This is a genomic window from Amycolatopsis sp. NPDC001319, assembly GCF_042896185.1.
GTDB lineage: Bacteria > Actinomycetota > Actinomycetes > Mycobacteriales > Pseudonocardiaceae > Amycolatopsis.
Genome location: NZ_JBIAWY010000001.1, coordinates 1,175,887 through 1,193,644, shown reverse-complemented (window position 1 = coordinate 1,193,644; position 17,758 = coordinate 1,175,887). Strand labels below are relative to the sequence as shown.

Sequence of the window (17,758 nt, the reverse complement as noted above, 5' to 3'; positions counted from 1 at the left end):
GAGCCGTTGTCAAGGCACGCTTTCCCGCCTTGACAACGGCTCACCGGCCGTCAACACAATCCAGCTTCGGGGTGCACGCCCAACGCAACACGCCCCCGCGCAGGACCGAGAACCCACAACCCACGCAACACGCCCCTGCGAGGACCAAGACCCCCGAGAACCCCAAGACCCCCGAGAACCCCAAGACCCAACAACCCGACCCCATCGGACCACCTCCCCCAACCCCCAGACCTAGCTACTCTGACCCCCGTGGCCATCAACTCAGTCCTCTTCGACTTCTCCGGCACCCTCTTCCGCCTAGAGCAGGACTCCACCTGGCTCACCGACGTCATCGACGACCACGGCCAATCCCTCGACTTCGAAGCCCAGACCGAGCTCATGCGCCGCATGACCGCCCCCGTCGGCCAAGTCGTCGAACTCGACGCCGAATACCAGCAAGCCTGGAACGACCGCGACCTGGACCCGGCCCTCCACCGCAAGGTCTACCTCGAAGTCCTCTCCCGCTCCGGCGTCCCCCACCGCGAGCAGGCCGAGGCGCTCTACAACCGCCTCATCACCCCCAGCGAGTGGACGCCCTACCCCGACACCGAGGCCGCCCTCAAACTCGGCGCCTCAGCCGGCCGCAAGGTCGGGGTCCTCAGCAACATCGCCTTCGACATCCGCCCCGCCTTCACCCAGCGCGGCTGGGACGCGCACGTCGCGGGATTCGTCCTGTCGTTCGAGGTCGGAGCCGTCAAACCACAACCCGAGATCTTCAAGGCGGCCCTCGACCAGCTGGGCGTCCGCGCCGAAGAAACCCTCATGATCGGCGACAGCGAGGAAGCCGACGGCGGCGCACGCGCTCTGGGCTGCGCGTTCGAGCTCGTGGACCCGCTGCCGACCGCCGAACGACCGGATGCACTTCTCGGCGCCCTGCGCAAGCACGACGTCTTTTGACGCCTTGCGACATCGACCACACCGACCCCGTACCCTTTATGGGTGGCCCTACACCTGTTCGACACCGCGACCCGTGCCCCTCGGGAGTTCGTTCCCGTCCGCAGCGGAACGGCGTCCATCTACCTGTGTGGCGCCACCGTGCAGGGCGTGCCCCACATCGGGCACGTGCGGGGAGTGCTGAACTACGACGTCCTGCGGCGCTGGCTGCTCCACAGTGGACTCGACGTGCTCCTGGTCCGCAACGTCACCGACATCGACGACAAGATCCTCACCAAGGCCGCCGAAGCGGGCCGGCCGTGGTGGGAGTGGGCGACCACGCACGAGCGCGCGTTCGAGAAGGCGTACGACGACCTGGGTTGCCTCCCGCCGTCGGTCAACCCGCGCGCGACCGGGCACATCACGCAGATGATCACGCTCATGCAGCGCTTGATCGACAGCGGGCACGCCTACGCGGCCGACGGTGACGTCTACTTCTCCGTGAAGTCGTTCGACGGCTACGGCAAGCTGTCGGGCCAGCAGCTCGACGAGGTGCAGCAGGGCGAGACCCCGACCCGCGGCAAGCGCGACTCGCGCGACTTCACGCTGTGGAAGAGCGCGAAGCCGGGCGAGCCGTCGTGGCCGACGCCGTGGGGCGACGGGCGGCCGGGCTGGCACCTGGAGTGCTCGGCGATGTCGACCAACTACCTCGGCCCGGAGTTCGACATCCACGGCGGCGGCGTCGACCTGGTCTTCCCGCACCACGAGAACGAGCGCGCGCAGTCGAACGCCGTCGGCGACCCGTTCGCGCGGTACTGGCTGCACAACGCGTGGGTGACGATGTCCGGCGAGAAGATGTCGAAGTCGCTGGGCAATACCGTGTCGATCCCGGCGATGCTGGAGCGCTACCGCGCGCCCGAGCTGCGCTACTACCTCGTGCAGCCGCACTACCGCTCCACCGTCGAGTACTCCGACGGCGCGGTCGCGGAGGCGGCGCAGGGTTACCGGCGCATCGAAGCGTTCCTGCGGCGCGCGGCGGCCGCCGGCGAGGTGCTCGCGGGCGCCGTGCAGCCGGACTTCGCCACCGCGATGGACGACGACCTGGCCACGCCGGCCGCGTTCGCCGTGGTACACAACACGGTGCGTGACGGTAATGCCGCGCTCGACGCGGGCGATACTCCCAAGGCTCTCGAACTCGCTTCGTCGGTGCGCGCGATGACGGACGTGCTCGGCATCGACCCGCTGTCGGACCGCTGGGCCGACGGCGGCGGCAGCGAGACCCCCGTCCGCGAAGCGCTCGACGAGCTCGTACAAGGCTTGCTGGCCGAGCGCCAGGAGGCGCGCGCCGCGAAGGACTTCGCGCGCGCGGACGCCGCCCGTGACCGCCTCACCGAGGCGGGCATCGTGGTTGAGGACACCCCGAACGGTCCGCAGTGGACGGTCAGGAACTCCTGATCCGTTCCACTGCGGTGGATTAAGGACTCGGTTACACATGGCAGGCAACTCACGGCGTCAGGGCGCCGTCCGCAAGACCGGCACCAAGAAGGGCCAGGTCGTCGGCTCCGGCGGGCAGCGGCGCAAGGCGCTCGAGGGCAAGGGCCCCACGCCGAAGGCCGAGGACCGGCCCGGGCACAAGGCGTACCGCGCCGCCAACGCCGCGAAGACGCGGGAGCAGGCGCGGCAGAAGAAGGCCGACCGCCCGGAGCTCATCGCCGGCCGCAACCCGGTCGTCGAGGCCCTGCGCGCCGACGTCCCGGGCACCGCGCTGTACGTCGCGGTGAACATCGAGATCGACGACCGCGTGAACGAGGCTGTCCGGCTGGCGGCCGACAAGGGCATCTCCATCCTGGAGATCCCGCGCGAGGAGCTCGACCGCAAGACCAACCGCGCCATGCACCAGGGCCTCGGCCTGCAGGTGCCGCCGTTCGAGTACGCCCACCCGGACGACCTCATGGAAGCCGCGCGCGACTCCGGCAGCACCCCGCTGTTCGTCGCGCTGGACGGCGTCACGGACCCGCGCAACCTCGGCGCGGTGATCCGGTCGGCCGCCGCGTTCGGCGCCCAGGGCGTGCTCCTGCCCGAACGCCGCAGCGCCGGCATGACGGCCGTCGCGTGGCGCACCAGCGCCGGCACGGCCGCCAAGCTCCCCATCGCCGTCGCGACGAACCTCACGCGGCAGCTGAAGGCGTGGGCGTCGGAGGGCCTGATGATCGTGGGCCTCGACGCGGACGGCACCGTGGACATCGACGCCCTGGAACTCGCAGCCGACCCGCTGGTCATCGTCCTGGGCTCCGAGGGCCGCGGCCTGTCGCGCCTGGTCCGCGAAACCTGCGACGCCACCGTCTCCATCCCCATGGCGGCGGGCGTCGAGTCCCTGAACGCCTCGGTGGCCGCCGGCGTGCTGCTGGCCGAGGTCGCCCGCCGTCGGCGTGCCGCGGGCCGGCTGAGCTGACGTTTCCGTTCGACCACTGCCGGGCTCCCTGTTTCAGGGTGGCCCGGCAGTGGTCTGAACCGGTCCATTTGCCCCTTTCGCCACCACCCTCAGTGATTCGCGTCCGGATCCGCCGGGCTTCGCTCCACGGCGCCACCCGCTCGGGCTAAGGTCAGCTCCGGAACCGAGGGGGTCCGTCACCGATGTCGTTCGTTTCGCCGCTGTTCTTGTGGTACTTCATGCCTGCGGTGCTGGTCGCCGTGCTGGTGTGCCCGCGCAACTGGCGCAACGGCATCGTCGCGGTGGCGAGCCTGCTGTTCTACACGATCGGCGCCGGGCCATACCTGTTCCTGCTGCTCGGCTGCATGGCCGTCAACTTCCTCGCCGGGCCGGCGCTCGAGCCCAGCCCCTGGGACGTCCGCGGCACGCGGCGCAAGCGGATCCTCATCGGCGTCGTCACGCTCGACGTGCTGGTGCTCGTCATCTGGAAGTACGCGGGCTTCGCGACGCAGCAGATCGCGGCCGTCGCGCACTGGTTCGGCGGTGACGTCGGCGTCGCGAGCATCGTGGTGCCGATCGGCATCTCGTTCTACACGTTCCACCACATTTCGTACACCGTGGACATTTACCGCGGTGAACGTCGTGCGCTTCGCAACCCCGTGTCGTTCGCGGCGTACATCGCAATGTTTCCGCAGCTCATCGCCGGTCCCATCGTGCGTTACCGCGAGATCGCGGACCAGCTGCCGCAGCACCGGTCCCACCGCCTCGACGACATCGCCGCCGGCTTCCCGCGGTTCGCACTGGGGCTGTGCAAGAAGTCCATCGTCGCCGACTCGCTCAGCCCGATGGTCGAAGCGTGCTTCTCCACGCCCCCCGACCAGATGACGTTCGCGACGGCGTGGCTCGGCGCCATCGGCTACACGCTGCAGCTGTTCTTCGACTTCTCGGGCTACTCGGACATGGCCATCGGCCTCGGCCGCATGCTGGGCTTCCGCCTCCCGGAGAACTTCGCGCGGCCGTACTCGTCGGTCACCATCACGGAATTCTGGCGCCGCTGGCACATGTCCCTGTCCCGCTGGTTCCGCGACTACGTCTACATCCCCCTCGGCGGCAACCGCTCGGGCGCCGGCAAGACCTACCGCAACCTCTGCATCGTCTTCGTCCTCACCGGCTTCTGGCACGGCGCCCAATGGACCTTCCTGGTCTGGGGCTGCTACCACGGCGCCCTGCTCGTCATCGAACGCCGCTTCAACCTCGGCGACACCCCCACCGGCCGCGCCGCCCGCATCGGCCGCCGGGTGCTGACCCTGGTCCTCGTCGTGTTCGGCTGGGTGTTCTTCCGCTCCGCCGACCTGCCGCACGCATTGAGCATGATCGGCCACATGCTCCTGCCCGACTTCGGCGGCCTGGGCGACGTGGTTTCGAGCGCACTGACGAACCAGCGGCTGGTGATCCTGATCCTGGCCTTGGCCGTGTTCGTACTCCCGGCGCACCCGGTTACGGGCCCGCTGCTGGAGTCGTCACGGACCCGTCCGGCCACGGCTCTGCGCGTGGGCGTGATGACGGCGGGGCTGGTGTACGCCGCGATTCTGGTGGCTACGGGGACGTTCAGTCCGTTTTTGTACTACCAGTTCTAGCCGTTCGGAAGACCACCGATCAGCGACGTAGTTCGATGGCCTGACTCCGGATTCGACCGCCAAGGGCGTGAATCTTTTCGTTCACCGCACTGATCTGGTCGGAATCGACGCTTCCAAGCACGCGACAAGAGCATCGACGTCGGCGATGAGCTTTGCGACGGAAGCATCGGGCACTCACCGAGCATGGCACAGTGGGTGGTCCGTCGACGCAACAGTTGACGACCGAGGGGCGAACGTGACAGTCGATCAGCAGCGGTTCCGCGACCAGCGGCTGACCGCGTGGCATTTTGCCGCCGGTGAGGTGCTGGTGCGGTGTCCGCGGTGCGGCGAATGCGCCAGGGTGGTTGTCGTGCCAGGGGCGGCCGGGGAGTTGCGGGAGACCCGGCGGCTGGTCTGTGGGCGGTGCGGGCAGGTGCGGGACCAGACCGGTCAGACGTGCTCCGGGCCGGCGCCGAACGGGACTGTGCGGGATCCCTATCTGTGCGAGCCGCTGTGGTTGCAAGGTGATTGCGGTGGGAATGTGCTGTGGGCGTACAACGAAGCGCACCTTGACTACCTCGAGGCCTTTGTTGGTGCGAAGCTTCGGGAGAAGGTCGTCGTCGGCGAGGGTGAGTGGCAGCGGAGGATGACAATGGTCGCCAAGTTGCCCGGGTGGTTGAAAGCGGCGAAGAATCGCGACCGGGTGCTGCGCGGCATTGAGCGGCTGCGGGCAACGCTTTAACCCTGCCCATAACCACGCAGTTTTTCCACCACCCGCCCGATCTCATCGGCCGGCAACAAAGCCGGCGTGCCGGCCGAGCGGGCCAGGAGCCACACCTGGCAGAGCCACTCGAGCTGGCGCGCCCGGTCGTACGCCGCAGCCAAAGTGGCGCCGTAGGTGATGGTGCCGTGGTTGGCCAGCAGGCAGCCGCGGCGAGTGTCCAGCGCCGTGAGCATGTGGGTGGCCAAAGCATCAGTGCCGTAGGTCGCGTAGGGGGCGACGCGGACGGACGGGCCGAGGGTGGCCACGAGGTAGTGGATGGGCGGTAGCTCGTCGACCAGGGTGGACACGGCGGTGGCGTGGGGGGAGTGCGTGTGGACGACCGCGTTCACCGGGGAGCCGTCGGGGTCCCGAGCCTGGTTGTAGATGGCCAGGTGCAGGGGGAGTTCGCTGGTGGGGCGGAGACGGCCGTCGACCGCCTCGCCGTCCAGGCCGACGACGGGGATGTCCGAAGGCGCCAAAGTCGAGTAGTCCACGCCGGTGGGGGTGACGGCGACGAGGGCGCCGTCACGGATGGAGAGGTTGCCGGAGGTGGCGACGGCCAGGCCGTCCGGAGACAGGCGGCGGGCGTGGGAGCAGATGGCTGCGCGTTCGTCTTCGAGGATCAAAGGACTGGGCCTCCGGCGCTGGTCGATAGCGACATTCTCACCGCGGACATCGGTGGCGAGCGAGGCGAAGCCGAAAAAAAGCGGGCCCACCGGTGTGGTGGGCCCGCAAACGACCGGGGAATCAGCGAGCGGTGACGTCCTCGGATTCCGACGAATCGGCAGCGTCCTCAACGGACTCCGGCTCCGTGGCTGCCTGGTCCGCCGGATTCAGCAGGCGCAGGGCTTCCTGAACGGCGACGTTGGTGGCAGCCAACCGGTCCGCCACCTTCGCCCGCAGGTCGAGCGCCAGGGTGCGGGCTTCGGTGGCCACGGTCTGCTTCTGGAGGGCGTCGGCGAGGGCGCTGTCCGTCTGAGCGCGCTTGCTGGCGATCTCCTCGGACGCGACGCGGTCGGCTTCGGCGCGGGCGGCCGCGGAGGCGGCTTCGGCGGCGGCGTCGGCCTCGACGCGGGCGCGGGTGGCCGACTCGTCGGCTTCGGCGCGGGCTTGGGCGGCGGCTTCGTCGGCTTCCGCGCGGGCGCGGTCGGCCGCGGCGGTCCGGGTCGCGATGTCCTCGTTCGCAGCGGCCGTGCGGGTCGCGATGTCCTCGTCCGCGGCGGCGGTGCGCGTGGCGATGTCTTCGTTGGCGGCAGCCGTGCGCGTGGCGATGTCCTCGTCCGCCGCGGCCGTACGGGTCGCGATGTCCTCATTCGCCGCCGCCGTGCGTGAAGCGATCTCCTCGTCCGCGGCCCGGGTCCGGCGCTCGATGTCCGCGTCCGCAGCCGCCGTGCGCTCGTCGATGTCGGCCTCGGCCGAAGCGATGCGCGACGCGATGTCCGCCTGCGCCTCCGACAGCAGCCGCTCGCGCTCGGCTTCCGCTTCCTTGCCCAGGCGCTCGACGGTGCGCTGCGACTCGTGCGCGTACTTGTCCGCCTCGGCGCGGGTGGCGGTGGCGTCGGCTTCGGCGGCCGCGCGAAGGTCGGCGATCTCCTCCTCCGCGAGCTGCATCATCATGCGCACGCGCTCGGCCATGGCGCCGGCGCCGGACGGGCTCGAGCTCAGCCGCACGAGAGCGGCCTTCGTCTCGGACAGCTCGTTCTGCGTGGTGGTGAGGGCCTTCGACAGCTCGCCGGCCGTCGCGATGGCCTCGTCGCGGCTGTGGGACGTCTCCCGCAGCTCGCGCGAGAGCGCCGTGAGCCGCTCGTCGACCTGGCGCTGGTTATAACCCCTGACGGCGACGGCGAACGGGACGCTCTTCGGGGTGGCTTCGGACTTCTCAGGCGCGACCATCGGGCCACCTTAGTGAGGGCAGGTCCGTGTTTACGTACCGCCAAACGGCTGCATTACAAAACGCACAACCCTCGGTCACGCATGGCATCGCAGACAAGGAGGGACAGCCGGGAGAACAACGAGGAAACTACAGGAGACCGGAATGGACGGTCCGAAACAACGCACCGGATCGGTCTTGGGCCCGACCGGCACGAACCCGGCCAATACGCGGCCCCGCCGAGCCACCACCGTCGATCCGCAGCCGGGCAGCCCGGAAGCCGGCCAAGCCCGAACCGGTGAACGCCCGACGCGGCTCCCCGATTCACCCCCCGCCGCCCGCTACCGTGCGCGTGAGCGCGACACGGGGAGGCAAGCGCGGTGCACCACTGGCAGGTCTACGCGACGATGCCGTTCATCGCCGCGCTGATCGGCTACGTCACCAAACGCGTGGCCATCGAGATGATGTTCCGGCCCGTCGAGTTCGCCGGAATCAAACCGTTTCTCGGGTGGCAGGGCGTGCTGCCCGCGAACGCCGAACGCATGGCGACGACCGCGACGGAAATGCTCACCACGAACCTCGTCGACCCGAAGGAGATTTTCGCCCGGCTCGACCCCGCGCAGGTCGCCAAGGAAATCGAAGAACCACTGCTCGAAGTCGTCGAAGACGTCACCCGCGAGGTGATGGAGACCTACCAGCCGCGGCTGTGGGAGGTGCTGCCGACGGCCGCGCAGCAGTTGCTGCTCAAGCGGGTGCAGGCCGAAGCGCCACGCGCGATCACGAAGATCATGCGCGAAATCGCGGCCAACATCGAAGATGTGCTCGACCTCAACCACATGGTCGTGGCCAACCTCGTGCGCGACAAGGCGCTCCTCAACCGCCTGATCCGCGACATCTCGAAACCCGAAATGCAGTTCATCGCACGCTCCGGAATCGTGTTCGGCTTCATTCTCGGCTGCGTTCAGCTGCTCGTGTGGACGGTCGCGAAATCGCCCATCGTGCTGCCGCTGTTCGGGCTCGGCATCGGCTGGTTCACCGACTGGCTCGCGCTGAAGATGATCTTCCTCCCCCGCGAGCCGAAACGGTTCTTCCGCCTCTACACGTGGCAGGGCGTGTTCCAGAAACGCCGCGACCAGGTCGCCACCGACTACGGCGACATGATCGCCCGCGAGATCATCACCGTGCCCAACTTGCTGGAAGCCGTGCTGCGCGGTCCGAAGTCCGACCGGCTGTTCACCATGATCACACGCGAAGTGCAGAAGACGATCGACGCGCAGGCGAGCGTGGTGAAACCGTTCGTCGCGATCGCCGTCGGCACGAAGCGCTTTCAGGAAATGAAGCAGACGGCCGCCGCGATCGCCGCGCACCGCGTGCCCGAGACGATCCGCCACGCCGAGGACTACGCCGTGAACGCGCTCGACGTGCGCAACACGATCGTCGACCGGATGCGCAAGCTCACCCCCCTGGAATTCGAACAACTGCTGCGCCCGGCGTTCCGGCAGGACGAATGGAAGCTGATCGCCGTCGGCGCGGTCATCGGCGGACTGGTCGGCGAGCTCCAGGCGCTGGTCCTGCTGCACTGACAACTGCGATACGGTTTCTCCGGCGAGCGGAGGGAGGCCGGTTTGGACGCAGTCCTCGACGACCTCGCGCGGCACTGGCCGGTCTACGCCACGATGCCGTTCATCGCCGCGCTCATCGGCTACGTCACCAAGCGCGTGGCGATCGAGATGATGTTCCGCCCGCTGGAGTTCGTCGGGATCAAACCGTTCCTCGGGTGGCAGGGCGTGGTGCCCAAGCACGGCGGCCGGATGGCGGCCATCGCCACCGACCTGCTGACCACGAACCTGCTCGACCTCAAGGAGATCTTCGAGAAGATCGACCCGGTCATCGTCACGCGCGAGCTGGAGCAGCCGCTGCTGCGGGCCGTCGACGCGATCGCGCGCGACGTGCTGGAGGAGCACCACCCCAGGCTGTGGGAAGTGCTGCCGACGCTCGCGCAGGAGCTGCTGATCAAGCAGGTCCAGGCCAACGCGCCGCGGCTCGTGCGCGAGTTCCTGGAGGACGTGCGCGACAACCTCGACGAAGTGCTCGACGTGCGGCACATGACCGTCGAAAGCCTCACCCGCGACAAGGCCCTGCTCGTGCGGCTGATCCGTGAGACCTCGCGCCCGGAGATGGCGTTCATCGCCCGCGCCGGCATCTTCTTCGGCTTCGGCCTGGGTGTCGTGCAGGCGGTCGTGTGGGCGTTGACGCGCCAGCCGCTCGTGCTGCCGATCTTCGGCGGCTGCATCGGCCTGTTCACCGACTGGCTCGCGATCAAGATGATCTTCCTGCCCCGCGAGCCCGTGCGCGTGGGCCGCGTGATCCTGCAGGGCAAGTTCCAGCGCCGCCGCGCCGAGGTCGCCCGGCAGTACGGCGAGCTGATCGCCAACGAAGTCCTGACCACGGCGAACCTGCTCGAAGCCCTGCTGCGCGGCCCGAAGTCCGACCGGCTCGTGGCCATGGTCGAACGCGCGGTGAGCCACGCCGTCGACGAGCAGGCCAGCCTCGCGAAGCCCGTGCTCACCCTGGCCGTCGGCGGGCGCCGGCTGCAGGAGATGAAGCACGAAGCCGCGCGGCGGGCGTTGGCGGAGCTGCCGCAGACCGTCCGCTACGCCGAGGGCTACCTCACGCAGGCCATGGACGTCGCCAAGGTCATCGAGCAGCGCATGCTCGCGATGACGCCGGTGGAGTTCGAGGGGCTGCTGCGGCCGGCGTTCCGCCAGGACGAGTGGAAGCTGATCGCGGTGGGTGGTGTGATCGGGTTCATCGTCGGTGAGCTGCAGGTCCTGCTCATGCTCGGCTGACTTTTCGGTGGTTGCCCACACCTCGTTCACCCGAAGTGGCTACCGTGATCGAGTGGCGTCCCAACCCCCTCAGCTGCCAGCCGTCCACGAGGCGTACCTGCCCCGCGAGCACGCGCTGCATCGTCCGCGGCACGGCAAGCGGCAGCTCACGGCGCTGATCTGCGCGCTGCTGTTCTTCACCACGCCCACGCTGCTGTGGGTGTTCGGGGTGCGCCCGACCGAGATCGAGAACCACAAGCTCGCGGGGTTCCCCAGCATCACCGACGGCTTCGGCTTCTTCACCGGCCTGCCGACGTGGGCCGTCGACCAGCTGTCCTTCCGCGCGAGCGCCATTAACGCGGCCGACGGCATCAGCCGCGGGGTCTTCGGTGAGGACGCGCCGCTGGACCAGGGTTCGTCGTCGGACTCGGGCCCCATCCCGGCGCCGCCGCTGCAACAGCCGGGCGCGCCCAACCAGGGTCCGGCCACGCCGAGCCTGCCGGGCAGCAACCAGGCCGGCTACCGCAAGGTCGTGCAGGGCCTCGACGGCTGGCTGTACTACGGCTACGACGCCGAGGCGAAGTGCACGCCCACCCAGGACATCGACACCACGCTCAAGAAGGTCAACGAGCTGCGCACCGCCGTCGAGGCGTCCGGGCGCAAGTTCATCTTCGTCGTGACGCCGGACAAGACGACGATGGTGCCCCAGTTCCTGCCCGACAGCTACCCGGGCAAGGAGTGCTCGCAGGCCGCCGCGCCGAACGACTGGTACAAGATGACCACCGTCGGCCACTCCCTGGATCTGCGCCCGGCTCTGGCCGCGTCCGCCGCCCACGTGGGCCACCCGATCTACGCCCCGAACGACACGCACTGGCGCGACGAAGGCGGCGTCGTCCTCGCCCGGGCCCTCGCCGAGGCTGCGCAGCCCGGGGTCACCCAGAGCTGGCAGTCCACTCCGGACGGCGTGTACGACGGCGTTGCCGACCTGCCGCTGCTGATCGGCAAGACAGGCACCAAGTCGAACACGCAGTACACCCTCGAGCCCGACGGCGTCACCGACCGCGCGGCCGGCTTCATCTCCAACATCGACACTCCGGTGCATCGCACCTCGGTGCCCCTGCCCGGCACGATCGCCGAGCCCACGCTGGTCTACGGAGACTCGTTCAGCCTCGCGTCCTCGCGCTACCTCTCCGCGGCCTTCACGAACCTGACCTACCTCGCCTACTCCACCGACAAGACGCCCCAGGCGGCCGCGGTCAGCGAATTGGTGAACTCGCGGGTGGTCGTGCTGCAGGCCGTGGAACGCAACGTCGTCGGCGGCCTCGTGCCGTTCACGAACGACGGCTTCATCGCGGCGGTGAAGACGGCGATGGCGGCGCACCCGGTGGGCTGATCACCCGATCCAGGCAAAGCGCTCACACCGGCACCTTCGCGATGTCATGATCAACTACATGAAGAAGCCGAGCACGATCGCAGCCACGCTCGCCATCGCCGGTGCCTTCCTCGGCGCCGCCGCTCTCGCCGCGCCCGGTGCTTCCGCGTTGCAGGGCTGCAGCGACCACGGCGGTTACCGCAACTGCCGCACCGACGCGAACGGCGGTTTCGTGAGCGTCACCGCGTACCCCGGGATCGTCAAAGCCGCCAAGAGCCAGCCGGCTGACGTGTGGATCGACAGCAACCAGGCGAACCACCTGGCCGTCGGCCAGGGCTACACGGAGTACCGCCCGCCCAACGGCGGCCTGCGCTACCGGGCGTGCGCGTGGTTCCAGAACCCGATCACGTACAACCAGGAAGTCGTCTGCACGGCCTGGGTGCAGGGCTACTGACTCAGCCCACCGCCACCGGAGGCGCCGGTTGCCGAGCCGCCGGTGTTGTGCGGACGCCGGTGCGGCGGTCGCGCGCCCAGGAGATGGCGCGGCAGACCAGGTAGATCAGGAACGAGATGGCCGTGACGAAGGCGCTCACCGGTTTGCCCGGGGCCAGCGACAGGATGATGCCGCCCAGGGCCGCGACCTCGGCGAAGATCACCGAAAGCACGGTGGCGCGCAACGGGCTCGCCGTGACGCGGGCGGCGGCCGCGGCGGGGGTCACCATCAGGGCGACCACCAGCAGCGAGCCGACGATCTGCACGCTCAGCGCCGTGGCGACACCGACGAGCAGGGAGAACACCACCGTCAGCGTCTTCACCGGCACGCCGCGCGCGACGGCGACGTTGCGGTCCACGCTGGCGAACAGCAGGGGCCGGTAGACGCACGCCAGCACGGCCAGCACGGCGATGGCCGAGACCACCAGTGACGTCAGGTTCGTCGAGTCCACGGTGATGATCTGGCCCGTGAGAATGCCGAACTTGTTGGCCGACCGTCCCTTGTAGAACGACAGCAGCAGCACGCCCATGCCGAGGCCGAACGAAAGGATCACGCCGATCACGGAGTCGCGGTCGGCGTCGCGGGTGCCGAGGATGCCCAGCAGCAGCGCGGCGGCCACGGCACCGAGCAGTGCGCCGTACTCGACGCCGACGCCGATCAGCAGCGCGCCCGCCGCGCCGGTGAAGGCCAGCTCCGACGTGCCGTGCACCGCGAAGGACATGCGGCGCATCACGATCAGCGGGCCGAGGATGCCGGCGAGCAGCCCGAGCACGGCGGCCGCGATGAGGGCCGTCTGGACGCCGGGCAGCTCGGTGATCAGCTCCCACGTCTTGGCGAAGTCGAACATGCCGTCCAAGGCTCAGCCCACTGCTTCCTGCTCGTGGTGGTGCGGTTGGTCTTCGCACAGGGAGCTCTGCGAACCCGCGATGTGGATCTGCCCGCCGACGCGCAGCACCTCGACGCGCGTGCCGTACAGCTCGGACAGCGTCTCGGAATTCATCACCTCGTCGGGCTTGCCGACGCGGAACGAGCCGTTGACCAGGTACAACACGCGGTCGACGAACTGCAGCACCGGGTTGATCTCGTGTGTCACGAACAGCACGGCCGTGTCCGCCGTACGCCGGCGCCGGTCGATCAGCTCGCTGACCGCGCGCTGGTGCGCGAGGTCGAGCGAGAGGAGCGGTTCGTCGCACAGCAATACGGATGGGTCACCGACCAGCGACTGCGCCACCCGGAGGCGTTGCTGCTCACCGCCGGAAAGCCGCCCGATCGGCTGCTTCGCGTACGCCGTGCCACCGACCGCCTCGATCGCCTCGGCGACGCGACGCCGTCGGTCTCGCATGCCGAACACGCCGGTCCCCCAGCGGTGCCCGTCGAGGCCGAGGCCCACGAGGTCGACGCCGCGCAGGGTCAGGCCGTCGTCGATCGCGCGCTGCTGCGGGATGTAGCCGACCTTGCGGTTGGCGCCGCCCGGGCGGCCGCCGGCGATCTCGACGCTGCCGGCCGAGAGGCTCTGCATGCCGAGCAACGCCTTGAGCAGGCTGCTCTTGCCGGATCCGTTGGGGCCGAGGATCGCGAGGAACTCGCCCTGCTCGACATCGAGGTCGAGCCCGGACCAGAGGGTGCGGCTGCCGAAGGCCAGGCCCGCCCCGCGGACGCGAACCGCGGGGCGAACCGTCGAGAGCGCGGCGGACATCAGCTGTTCAGAGCCCCGGACAGCGAGTCCACTTCCTTGGTCATCCAGTCAATGTAACCCGTGACGTCGGCGGGCAGCGTCTCGGCCACGTCGACCACGGCGACGTTCGACGCCTTCGCGTCCGACACCACCTGCTGGGTCAGCGGGGTGACCGTCTGGACGTTGTTGATCAGGGCCTTGACCTGCTTGTTCTTGATGAGCTGGGTGAAGTCGTTGACGGCCGTGGCGGGCACGTCGGTCTCGTTCTCGACCGCGTCGGAGAAGGCCTTCGGGGTCGCGTCGGTGATCTTCGCGGTCTCGAGCAGGTAGTGGGCCACGGGCTCGGTCACCACGACCTTGGTGCCCGGGTGCGCGGCGCCGAGTGCTTCGGTCTTCTTGACCAGCGCGTCGACCTCGCCCTTGAACTTCGCGGCGTTGTCGTCGAAGGTCTGCTTCGACGCCGGCTGAATCGCGCTGAGCGCCGAGGCGACCTGGTCGGCCACCTTCTCCACACCGGGCAGGTCGAACCAGACGTGCTCGTTCTCGTCGCCGGTCGCGGCGATGTCGTAGGCCACGAGCTTCTTCGCGCCCGACGCCTGGTCCGCCAGCTTGCCGAAGAAGTCGTCGTAGCCGCCGCCGTTGGCGAGCGTGAGCTGCGCGTTCTTCGCCGCCAGCGCGTCGTCGGCGGTGGACTCGTACGAGTGCGGGTCGGCCGTCGGGTCGTGGATGATCGATTTGACTGCCACCTTGTCACCGCCGACGGCCGTGACAACGCTGCCCCACACGTCCGTGGCCGCGACGACGTTGATCTGCCCCGAGGTCGAGGAACCGGAACCGGCGGCGGTCGCACCCGAGTCGGTGCTGGAGCACGCGCTGAGCGCGAACACGGTCAGAGCCGAAGCGGCGGCGAGCACGCCGCGGGCGCGGCGGGTACTCAGGCGGGAACTCATCGAAGACTCTCCTGGGTCGAACCGATCAGCTAATGGAAATCGTTGTCAGATTCACTTTACCCCATCCGCATGACAACGCCCGCTCCACCGGGTGGCAGAAGGCCCGTCCGTCACTCAGCGGATCGAGACACTCACCACAGGGGTGTCGCTTCTGGAAAACGATCTGAACCGTTACGGTTTGCGGATGGGCCGTCCTATTCGCACCCGGAGGCAGGCGACACTGGCGTCGCTGGCGGCGGAGCTCGGGGTGTCCAGGACCACCGTGTCCAACGCTTACAACCGCCCCGACCAGCTGTCTCCCGAACTGCGGCGGCGCATCCTCGAGACCGCGCGCCGCCTCGGTTACCCCGGCCCGGACCCGGTCGCCCGCTCGTTGCGCACCCGCAAGGCGGGCGCCGTCGGACTGCTGCTCACCGAGAACCTGTCGTACGCGTTCCGTGACCCGGCCGCGGTCGGTGTGCTCGAAGGCCTCGCCCTCGCCTGCGAGGACGCCGGGGTCGGATTGCACCTGGTGCCCGCGAGCCCCGGCCGCGAAGACGTCGCCGCCGTGCACCGCGCCGGCGTCGACGGTTTTGTCGTTTACTCCGTGCCCGACGACGACCCGCACCTGGCCGCGGTGCTGGAGCGGCCCGTCCCCACGGTGATCATCGACCAGCCGCGCATCGAAGGCGTGGACCGCGTCGGCCCGGACGACGCGGCGGCCGTCACGCGCCTGGCCGAGCACCTCGTCTCGCTCGGCCACCGGCAGGTCGGCGTGCTGTGCATGCGCCTGGCGCGCGAGCGCAACGACGACTTCGTGACCGCGCAGCGCCAGAGCAGCGCCCACTTCCACGTGCAGCGCATCCGCCTCGAAGCCCTGGCCACGGCGTTCTCCGCGGCCGGTGTCGACTGGGCCACCGTGCCCGTGGTCGAGCGTTTCGACCACACCGTCGACGACGGTGCTTCGGGCGCGCGCCAGTTGCTCGACGCGTACCCGCAGGTCACGGCCGTGATCTGCACGTCGGACATCCTCGCGCTCGGCGCGCTGGCCGAAGCCGAACGCCGCGGCCTGCGCGTGCCGCTCGACCTCACCGTGACCGGCTTCGACGGCATCGCCGAGGCCGAGCGCCTGGGGCTCACCACCGTGCACCAGCCCGTGCTCGAGAAGGGCAAGGTCGCGGGGCGGCTGCTGCTCGGCTCGGCCGAGCGCGTGGGCCCGAAGGTGATCACGCTGCCCACCGAGCTGCGGATCGGGCGCACGTCGGCGCCGCCGCGGACCGTCGAGGAGCCGTGGTTCGGGGGCTGATCCCCGGCAGCGGCGGGGGAATGCCCCTGTTTTCCCGTGACTTCGGACCTATCCCGTTGTAACGGACGCCTCGGGCGGGTTCCATGGGAGGGACCGCCCGCGTAGTCGGGGAAGCGTGGCCGAAAGGTGACCATGACCTCCATCGACGTTCTTCTCAAGCGCAACGAGGAACTCGGCAACGTCGTGCCGGGTGACCGCTCGTCGCCCAAGCCCTCGTTGCACGTGGCCATCCTGACCTGCATGGACGCGCGCGTGCGCGTGTTCGAGATCTTCGGGCTCATCCAAGGTGAGTCCCACGTGCTGCGCAACGCCGGCGGCGTGGTCACCGACGACATGATCCGGTCCCTCGCCCTCAGCCAGCGCAAGCTCGGCACCCGCGAGGTCCTGATCGTGCAGCACACCGAGTGCGGCCTGTCGATGGTGACCGAGGACGACTTCAAGGACGAGCTCGAACAGGCCACCGGCCTGCGGCCGACCTGGTCGGTGGAGGCGTTCCGCAACGTCGAGGACAGCGTGCGCGTGTCGATGGAGCGGGTGCGCCGCAGCGACTTCCTCCCGCACACCGACAACGTGCGCGGATTCGTCTACGACGTGAAGACCGGGAGCCTGACCGAGGTCGTCTGAGCCGCGTCGGTTTCAATGGTCGGCGTGGCTGTGGACGCGGACGTTCTGATCGACTGGTTCGACACGCACGGGCGAGACCTGCCGTGGCGGGAGCCGGAGTGCTCCGCGTGGGGCGTGCTGGTGAGCGAGATCATGCTGCAGCAGACGCCGGTCGTGCGTGTGCAGCCGATCTGGCTCGAGTGGATGGCGCGCTGGCCCGTGCCCTCGGCGCTGGCCGCGGAGACGACCGGCGAGGTCGTGCGCGCGTGGGGCAAGCTCGGTTATCCGCGCCGCGCCCTGCGGCTGCACGCGGCGGCCACGGTGATCGCGGCCGAGCACGGCGACGTCGTGCCGTCCGATGTGGACACCCTGCTCGCGCTGCCCGGCATCGGCGCGTACACCGCGCGGGCCGTGGCGGCCTTCGCCTACGGCAAGCGGGCGCCGGTCGTCGACACGAACGTGCGGCGCGTGGTCGCGCGGGCCGTGCACGGCGCCGGCGACGCGGGTCCGGCGTCGAACACGCGCGACATGGCCGACGTCGAAGCGCTGCTGCCGGCCGAAGACGCGCCCGCGGCCAAGCTGTCGGCGGCGTTGATGGAGCTGGGCGCGCTGATCTGCACCGCGCGGGCGCCGCGCTGTGCCGACTGCCCGGTGTTCGACACCTGCGCGTGGCAGCACAACGGCCGGCCGGAGTACGCGGGGCCGGCCAAGCCCGTGCAGAAGTTCGCGGGCACCGACCGGCAGGTGCGTGGCCTGCTGCTCGATGTGCTGCGCGGCAGCGAGGGACCCGTGGAGAAGGCACGGCTGGACATCGTGTGGCACGAGGCCGGGCAGCGCGACCGGTGCCTCGACTCGCTGCTGGTCGACGGGTTGCTGGAGCAGACGGACAGCGGGCTGTTCGCGCTGCCGGGTGAGCACTGACGGGCTGGTTCTCACGGGGTACGACGAAAGTCGGCAAAA

Annotated in this window: 17 protein-coding genes; 12 read left to right on the top strand and 5 right to left on the bottom strand. The window is 69.4% G+C overall.

Translation table 11 applies throughout. The annotated features are described in order from the left end of the window. Window positions 1-249: 249 nt before the first annotated feature. The 5 genes from ACFY1H_RS05640 to ACFY1H_RS05620 all read left to right on the top strand — a co-directional run bounded on the left by ACFY1H_RS05640 (window position 250) and on the right by ACFY1H_RS05620 (window position 5,701). Window positions 250-936: an HAD family hydrolase gene (locus ACFY1H_RS05640; RefSeq protein WP_386944803.1), complete on the top strand. Its 687-nt coding sequence runs from the start codon at window positions 250-252 to the stop codon at window positions 934-936. A gap of 42 nt (window positions 937-978) precedes the next feature. Then, window positions 979-2,367 (top strand): cysteine--tRNA ligase, encoded by a 1,389-nt coding sequence (gene cysS / locus ACFY1H_RS05635; protein ID WP_366582366.1) that lies wholly within the window; start codon window positions 979-981, stop codon window positions 2,365-2,367. A gap of 37 nt (window positions 2,368-2,404) precedes the next feature. Beyond that, on the top strand, window positions 2,405-3,364 hold the full coding sequence (gene rlmB, locus ACFY1H_RS05630) for a 23S rRNA (guanosine(2251)-2'-O)-methyltransferase RlmB (RefSeq protein ID WP_366582365.1): 960 nt from the start codon (window positions 2,405-2,407) through the stop codon (window positions 3,362-3,364). A gap of 182 nt (window positions 3,365-3,546) precedes the next feature. Next, window positions 3,547-4,980, top strand: a complete 1,434-nt coding sequence (locus ACFY1H_RS05625) for an MBOAT family O-acyltransferase (protein WP_386944801.1) — start codon at window positions 3,547-3,549, stop codon at window positions 4,978-4,980. A gap of 235 nt (window positions 4,981-5,215) precedes the next feature. Next, window positions 5,216-5,701: a TFIIB-type zinc ribbon-containing protein gene (locus ACFY1H_RS05620; protein WP_386944799.1), complete on the top strand. Its 486-nt coding sequence runs from the start codon at window positions 5,216-5,218 to the stop codon at window positions 5,699-5,701. Here the strand turns inward: ACFY1H_RS05620 and ACFY1H_RS05615 are convergent. Continuing rightward, window positions 5,698-6,348: a class II aldolase/adducin family protein gene (locus tag ACFY1H_RS05615; RefSeq protein ID WP_386944797.1), complete on the bottom strand. Its 651-nt coding sequence runs from the start codon at window positions 6,346-6,348 to the stop codon at window positions 5,698-5,700. The genes ACFY1H_RS05620 and ACFY1H_RS05615 overlap by 4 nt on opposite strands. A 121-nt stretch (window positions 6,349-6,469) precedes the next feature. After that, window positions 6,470-7,615, bottom strand: a complete 1,146-nt coding sequence (locus ACFY1H_RS05610) for a hypothetical protein (protein ID WP_366582362.1) — start codon at window positions 7,613-7,615, stop codon at window positions 6,470-6,472. Between the two features lie 384 nt (window positions 7,616-7,999). Here ACFY1H_RS05610 and ACFY1H_RS05605 point away from each other — a divergent pair, with 384 nt between their 5' ends. The 4 genes from ACFY1H_RS05605 to ACFY1H_RS05590 are packed head-to-tail and all read left to right on the top strand — an operon-like array spanning window position 8,000 to window position 12,246. Continuing rightward, the gene (locus tag ACFY1H_RS05605; protein WP_386944872.1) at window positions 8,000-9,175 is read left to right on the top strand and encodes a DUF445 domain-containing protein; all 1,176 of its coding nucleotides are present in this window, start codon (window positions 8,000-8,002) and stop codon (window positions 9,173-9,175) included. Between the two features lie 42 nt (window positions 9,176-9,217). Then, entirely contained in the window at window positions 9,218-10,441 is a 1,224-nt protein-coding gene (locus ACFY1H_RS05600) for a DUF445 domain-containing protein (RefSeq protein WP_386944795.1), read from the top strand. A gap of 52 nt (window positions 10,442-10,493) precedes the next feature. Then, window positions 10,494-11,813 carry a hypothetical protein gene (locus ACFY1H_RS05595; RefSeq protein ID WP_366582360.1) on the top strand — a complete coding sequence of 440 codons (1,320 nt, stop codon included), beginning with the start codon at window positions 10,494-10,496 and terminating at the stop codon, window positions 11,811-11,813. 58 nt (window positions 11,814-11,871) lie between these two features. Next, window positions 11,872-12,246: a hypothetical protein gene (locus tag ACFY1H_RS05590; protein ID WP_366582359.1), complete on the top strand. Its 375-nt coding sequence runs from the start codon at window positions 11,872-11,874 to the stop codon at window positions 12,244-12,246. A gap of 1 nt (window position 12,247) precedes the next feature. Here ACFY1H_RS05590 and ACFY1H_RS05585 read toward each other — a convergent pair whose 3' ends face one another. Genes ACFY1H_RS05585 through ACFY1H_RS05575 form a run of 3 tightly spaced genes read right to left on the bottom strand, consistent with a single transcriptional unit; the run spans window position 12,248 to window position 14,898 of the window. After that, window positions 12,248-13,141, bottom strand: a complete 894-nt coding sequence (locus ACFY1H_RS05585) for a metal ABC transporter permease (protein ID WP_366582358.1) — start codon at window positions 13,139-13,141, stop codon at window positions 12,248-12,250. Between the two features lie 3 nt (window positions 13,142-13,144). Then, the gene (locus tag ACFY1H_RS05580; RefSeq protein ID WP_220244774.1) at window positions 13,145-13,981 is read right to left on the bottom strand and encodes a metal ABC transporter ATP-binding protein; all 837 of its coding nucleotides are present in this window, start codon (window positions 13,979-13,981) and stop codon (window positions 13,145-13,147) included. Continuing rightward, window positions 13,981-14,898, bottom strand: coding sequence for a metal ABC transporter solute-binding protein, Zn/Mn family (locus ACFY1H_RS05575; protein WP_386944870.1), 918 nt, complete (start codon window positions 14,896-14,898; stop codon window positions 13,981-13,983). Before ACFY1H_RS05575 ends, ACFY1H_RS05580 begins: the two co-directional genes overlap by 1 nt. 196 nt (window positions 14,899-15,094) lie before the next feature. Between ACFY1H_RS05575 and ACFY1H_RS05570 the strand changes: the two genes are divergently transcribed. The 3 genes from ACFY1H_RS05570 to ACFY1H_RS05560 all read left to right on the top strand — a co-directional run bounded on the left by ACFY1H_RS05570 (window position 15,095) and on the right by ACFY1H_RS05560 (window position 17,719). After that, on the top strand, window positions 15,095-16,195 hold the full coding sequence (locus ACFY1H_RS05570) for a LacI family DNA-binding transcriptional regulator (protein ID WP_364049900.1): 1,101 nt from the start codon (window positions 15,095-15,097) through the stop codon (window positions 16,193-16,195). Between the two features lie 132 nt (window positions 16,196-16,327). Further along, on the top strand, window positions 16,328-16,819 hold the full coding sequence (locus ACFY1H_RS05565; protein WP_364049902.1) for a carbonic anhydrase: 492 nt from the start codon (window positions 16,328-16,330) through the stop codon (window positions 16,817-16,819). A 24-nt stretch (window positions 16,820-16,843) separates the two neighbouring features. Further along, entirely contained in the window at window positions 16,844-17,719 is an 876-nt protein-coding gene (locus tag ACFY1H_RS05560) for an A/G-specific adenine glycosylase (protein WP_386944792.1), read from the top strand. The last annotated feature ends 39 nt before the right edge of the window (window positions 17,720-17,758 follow it).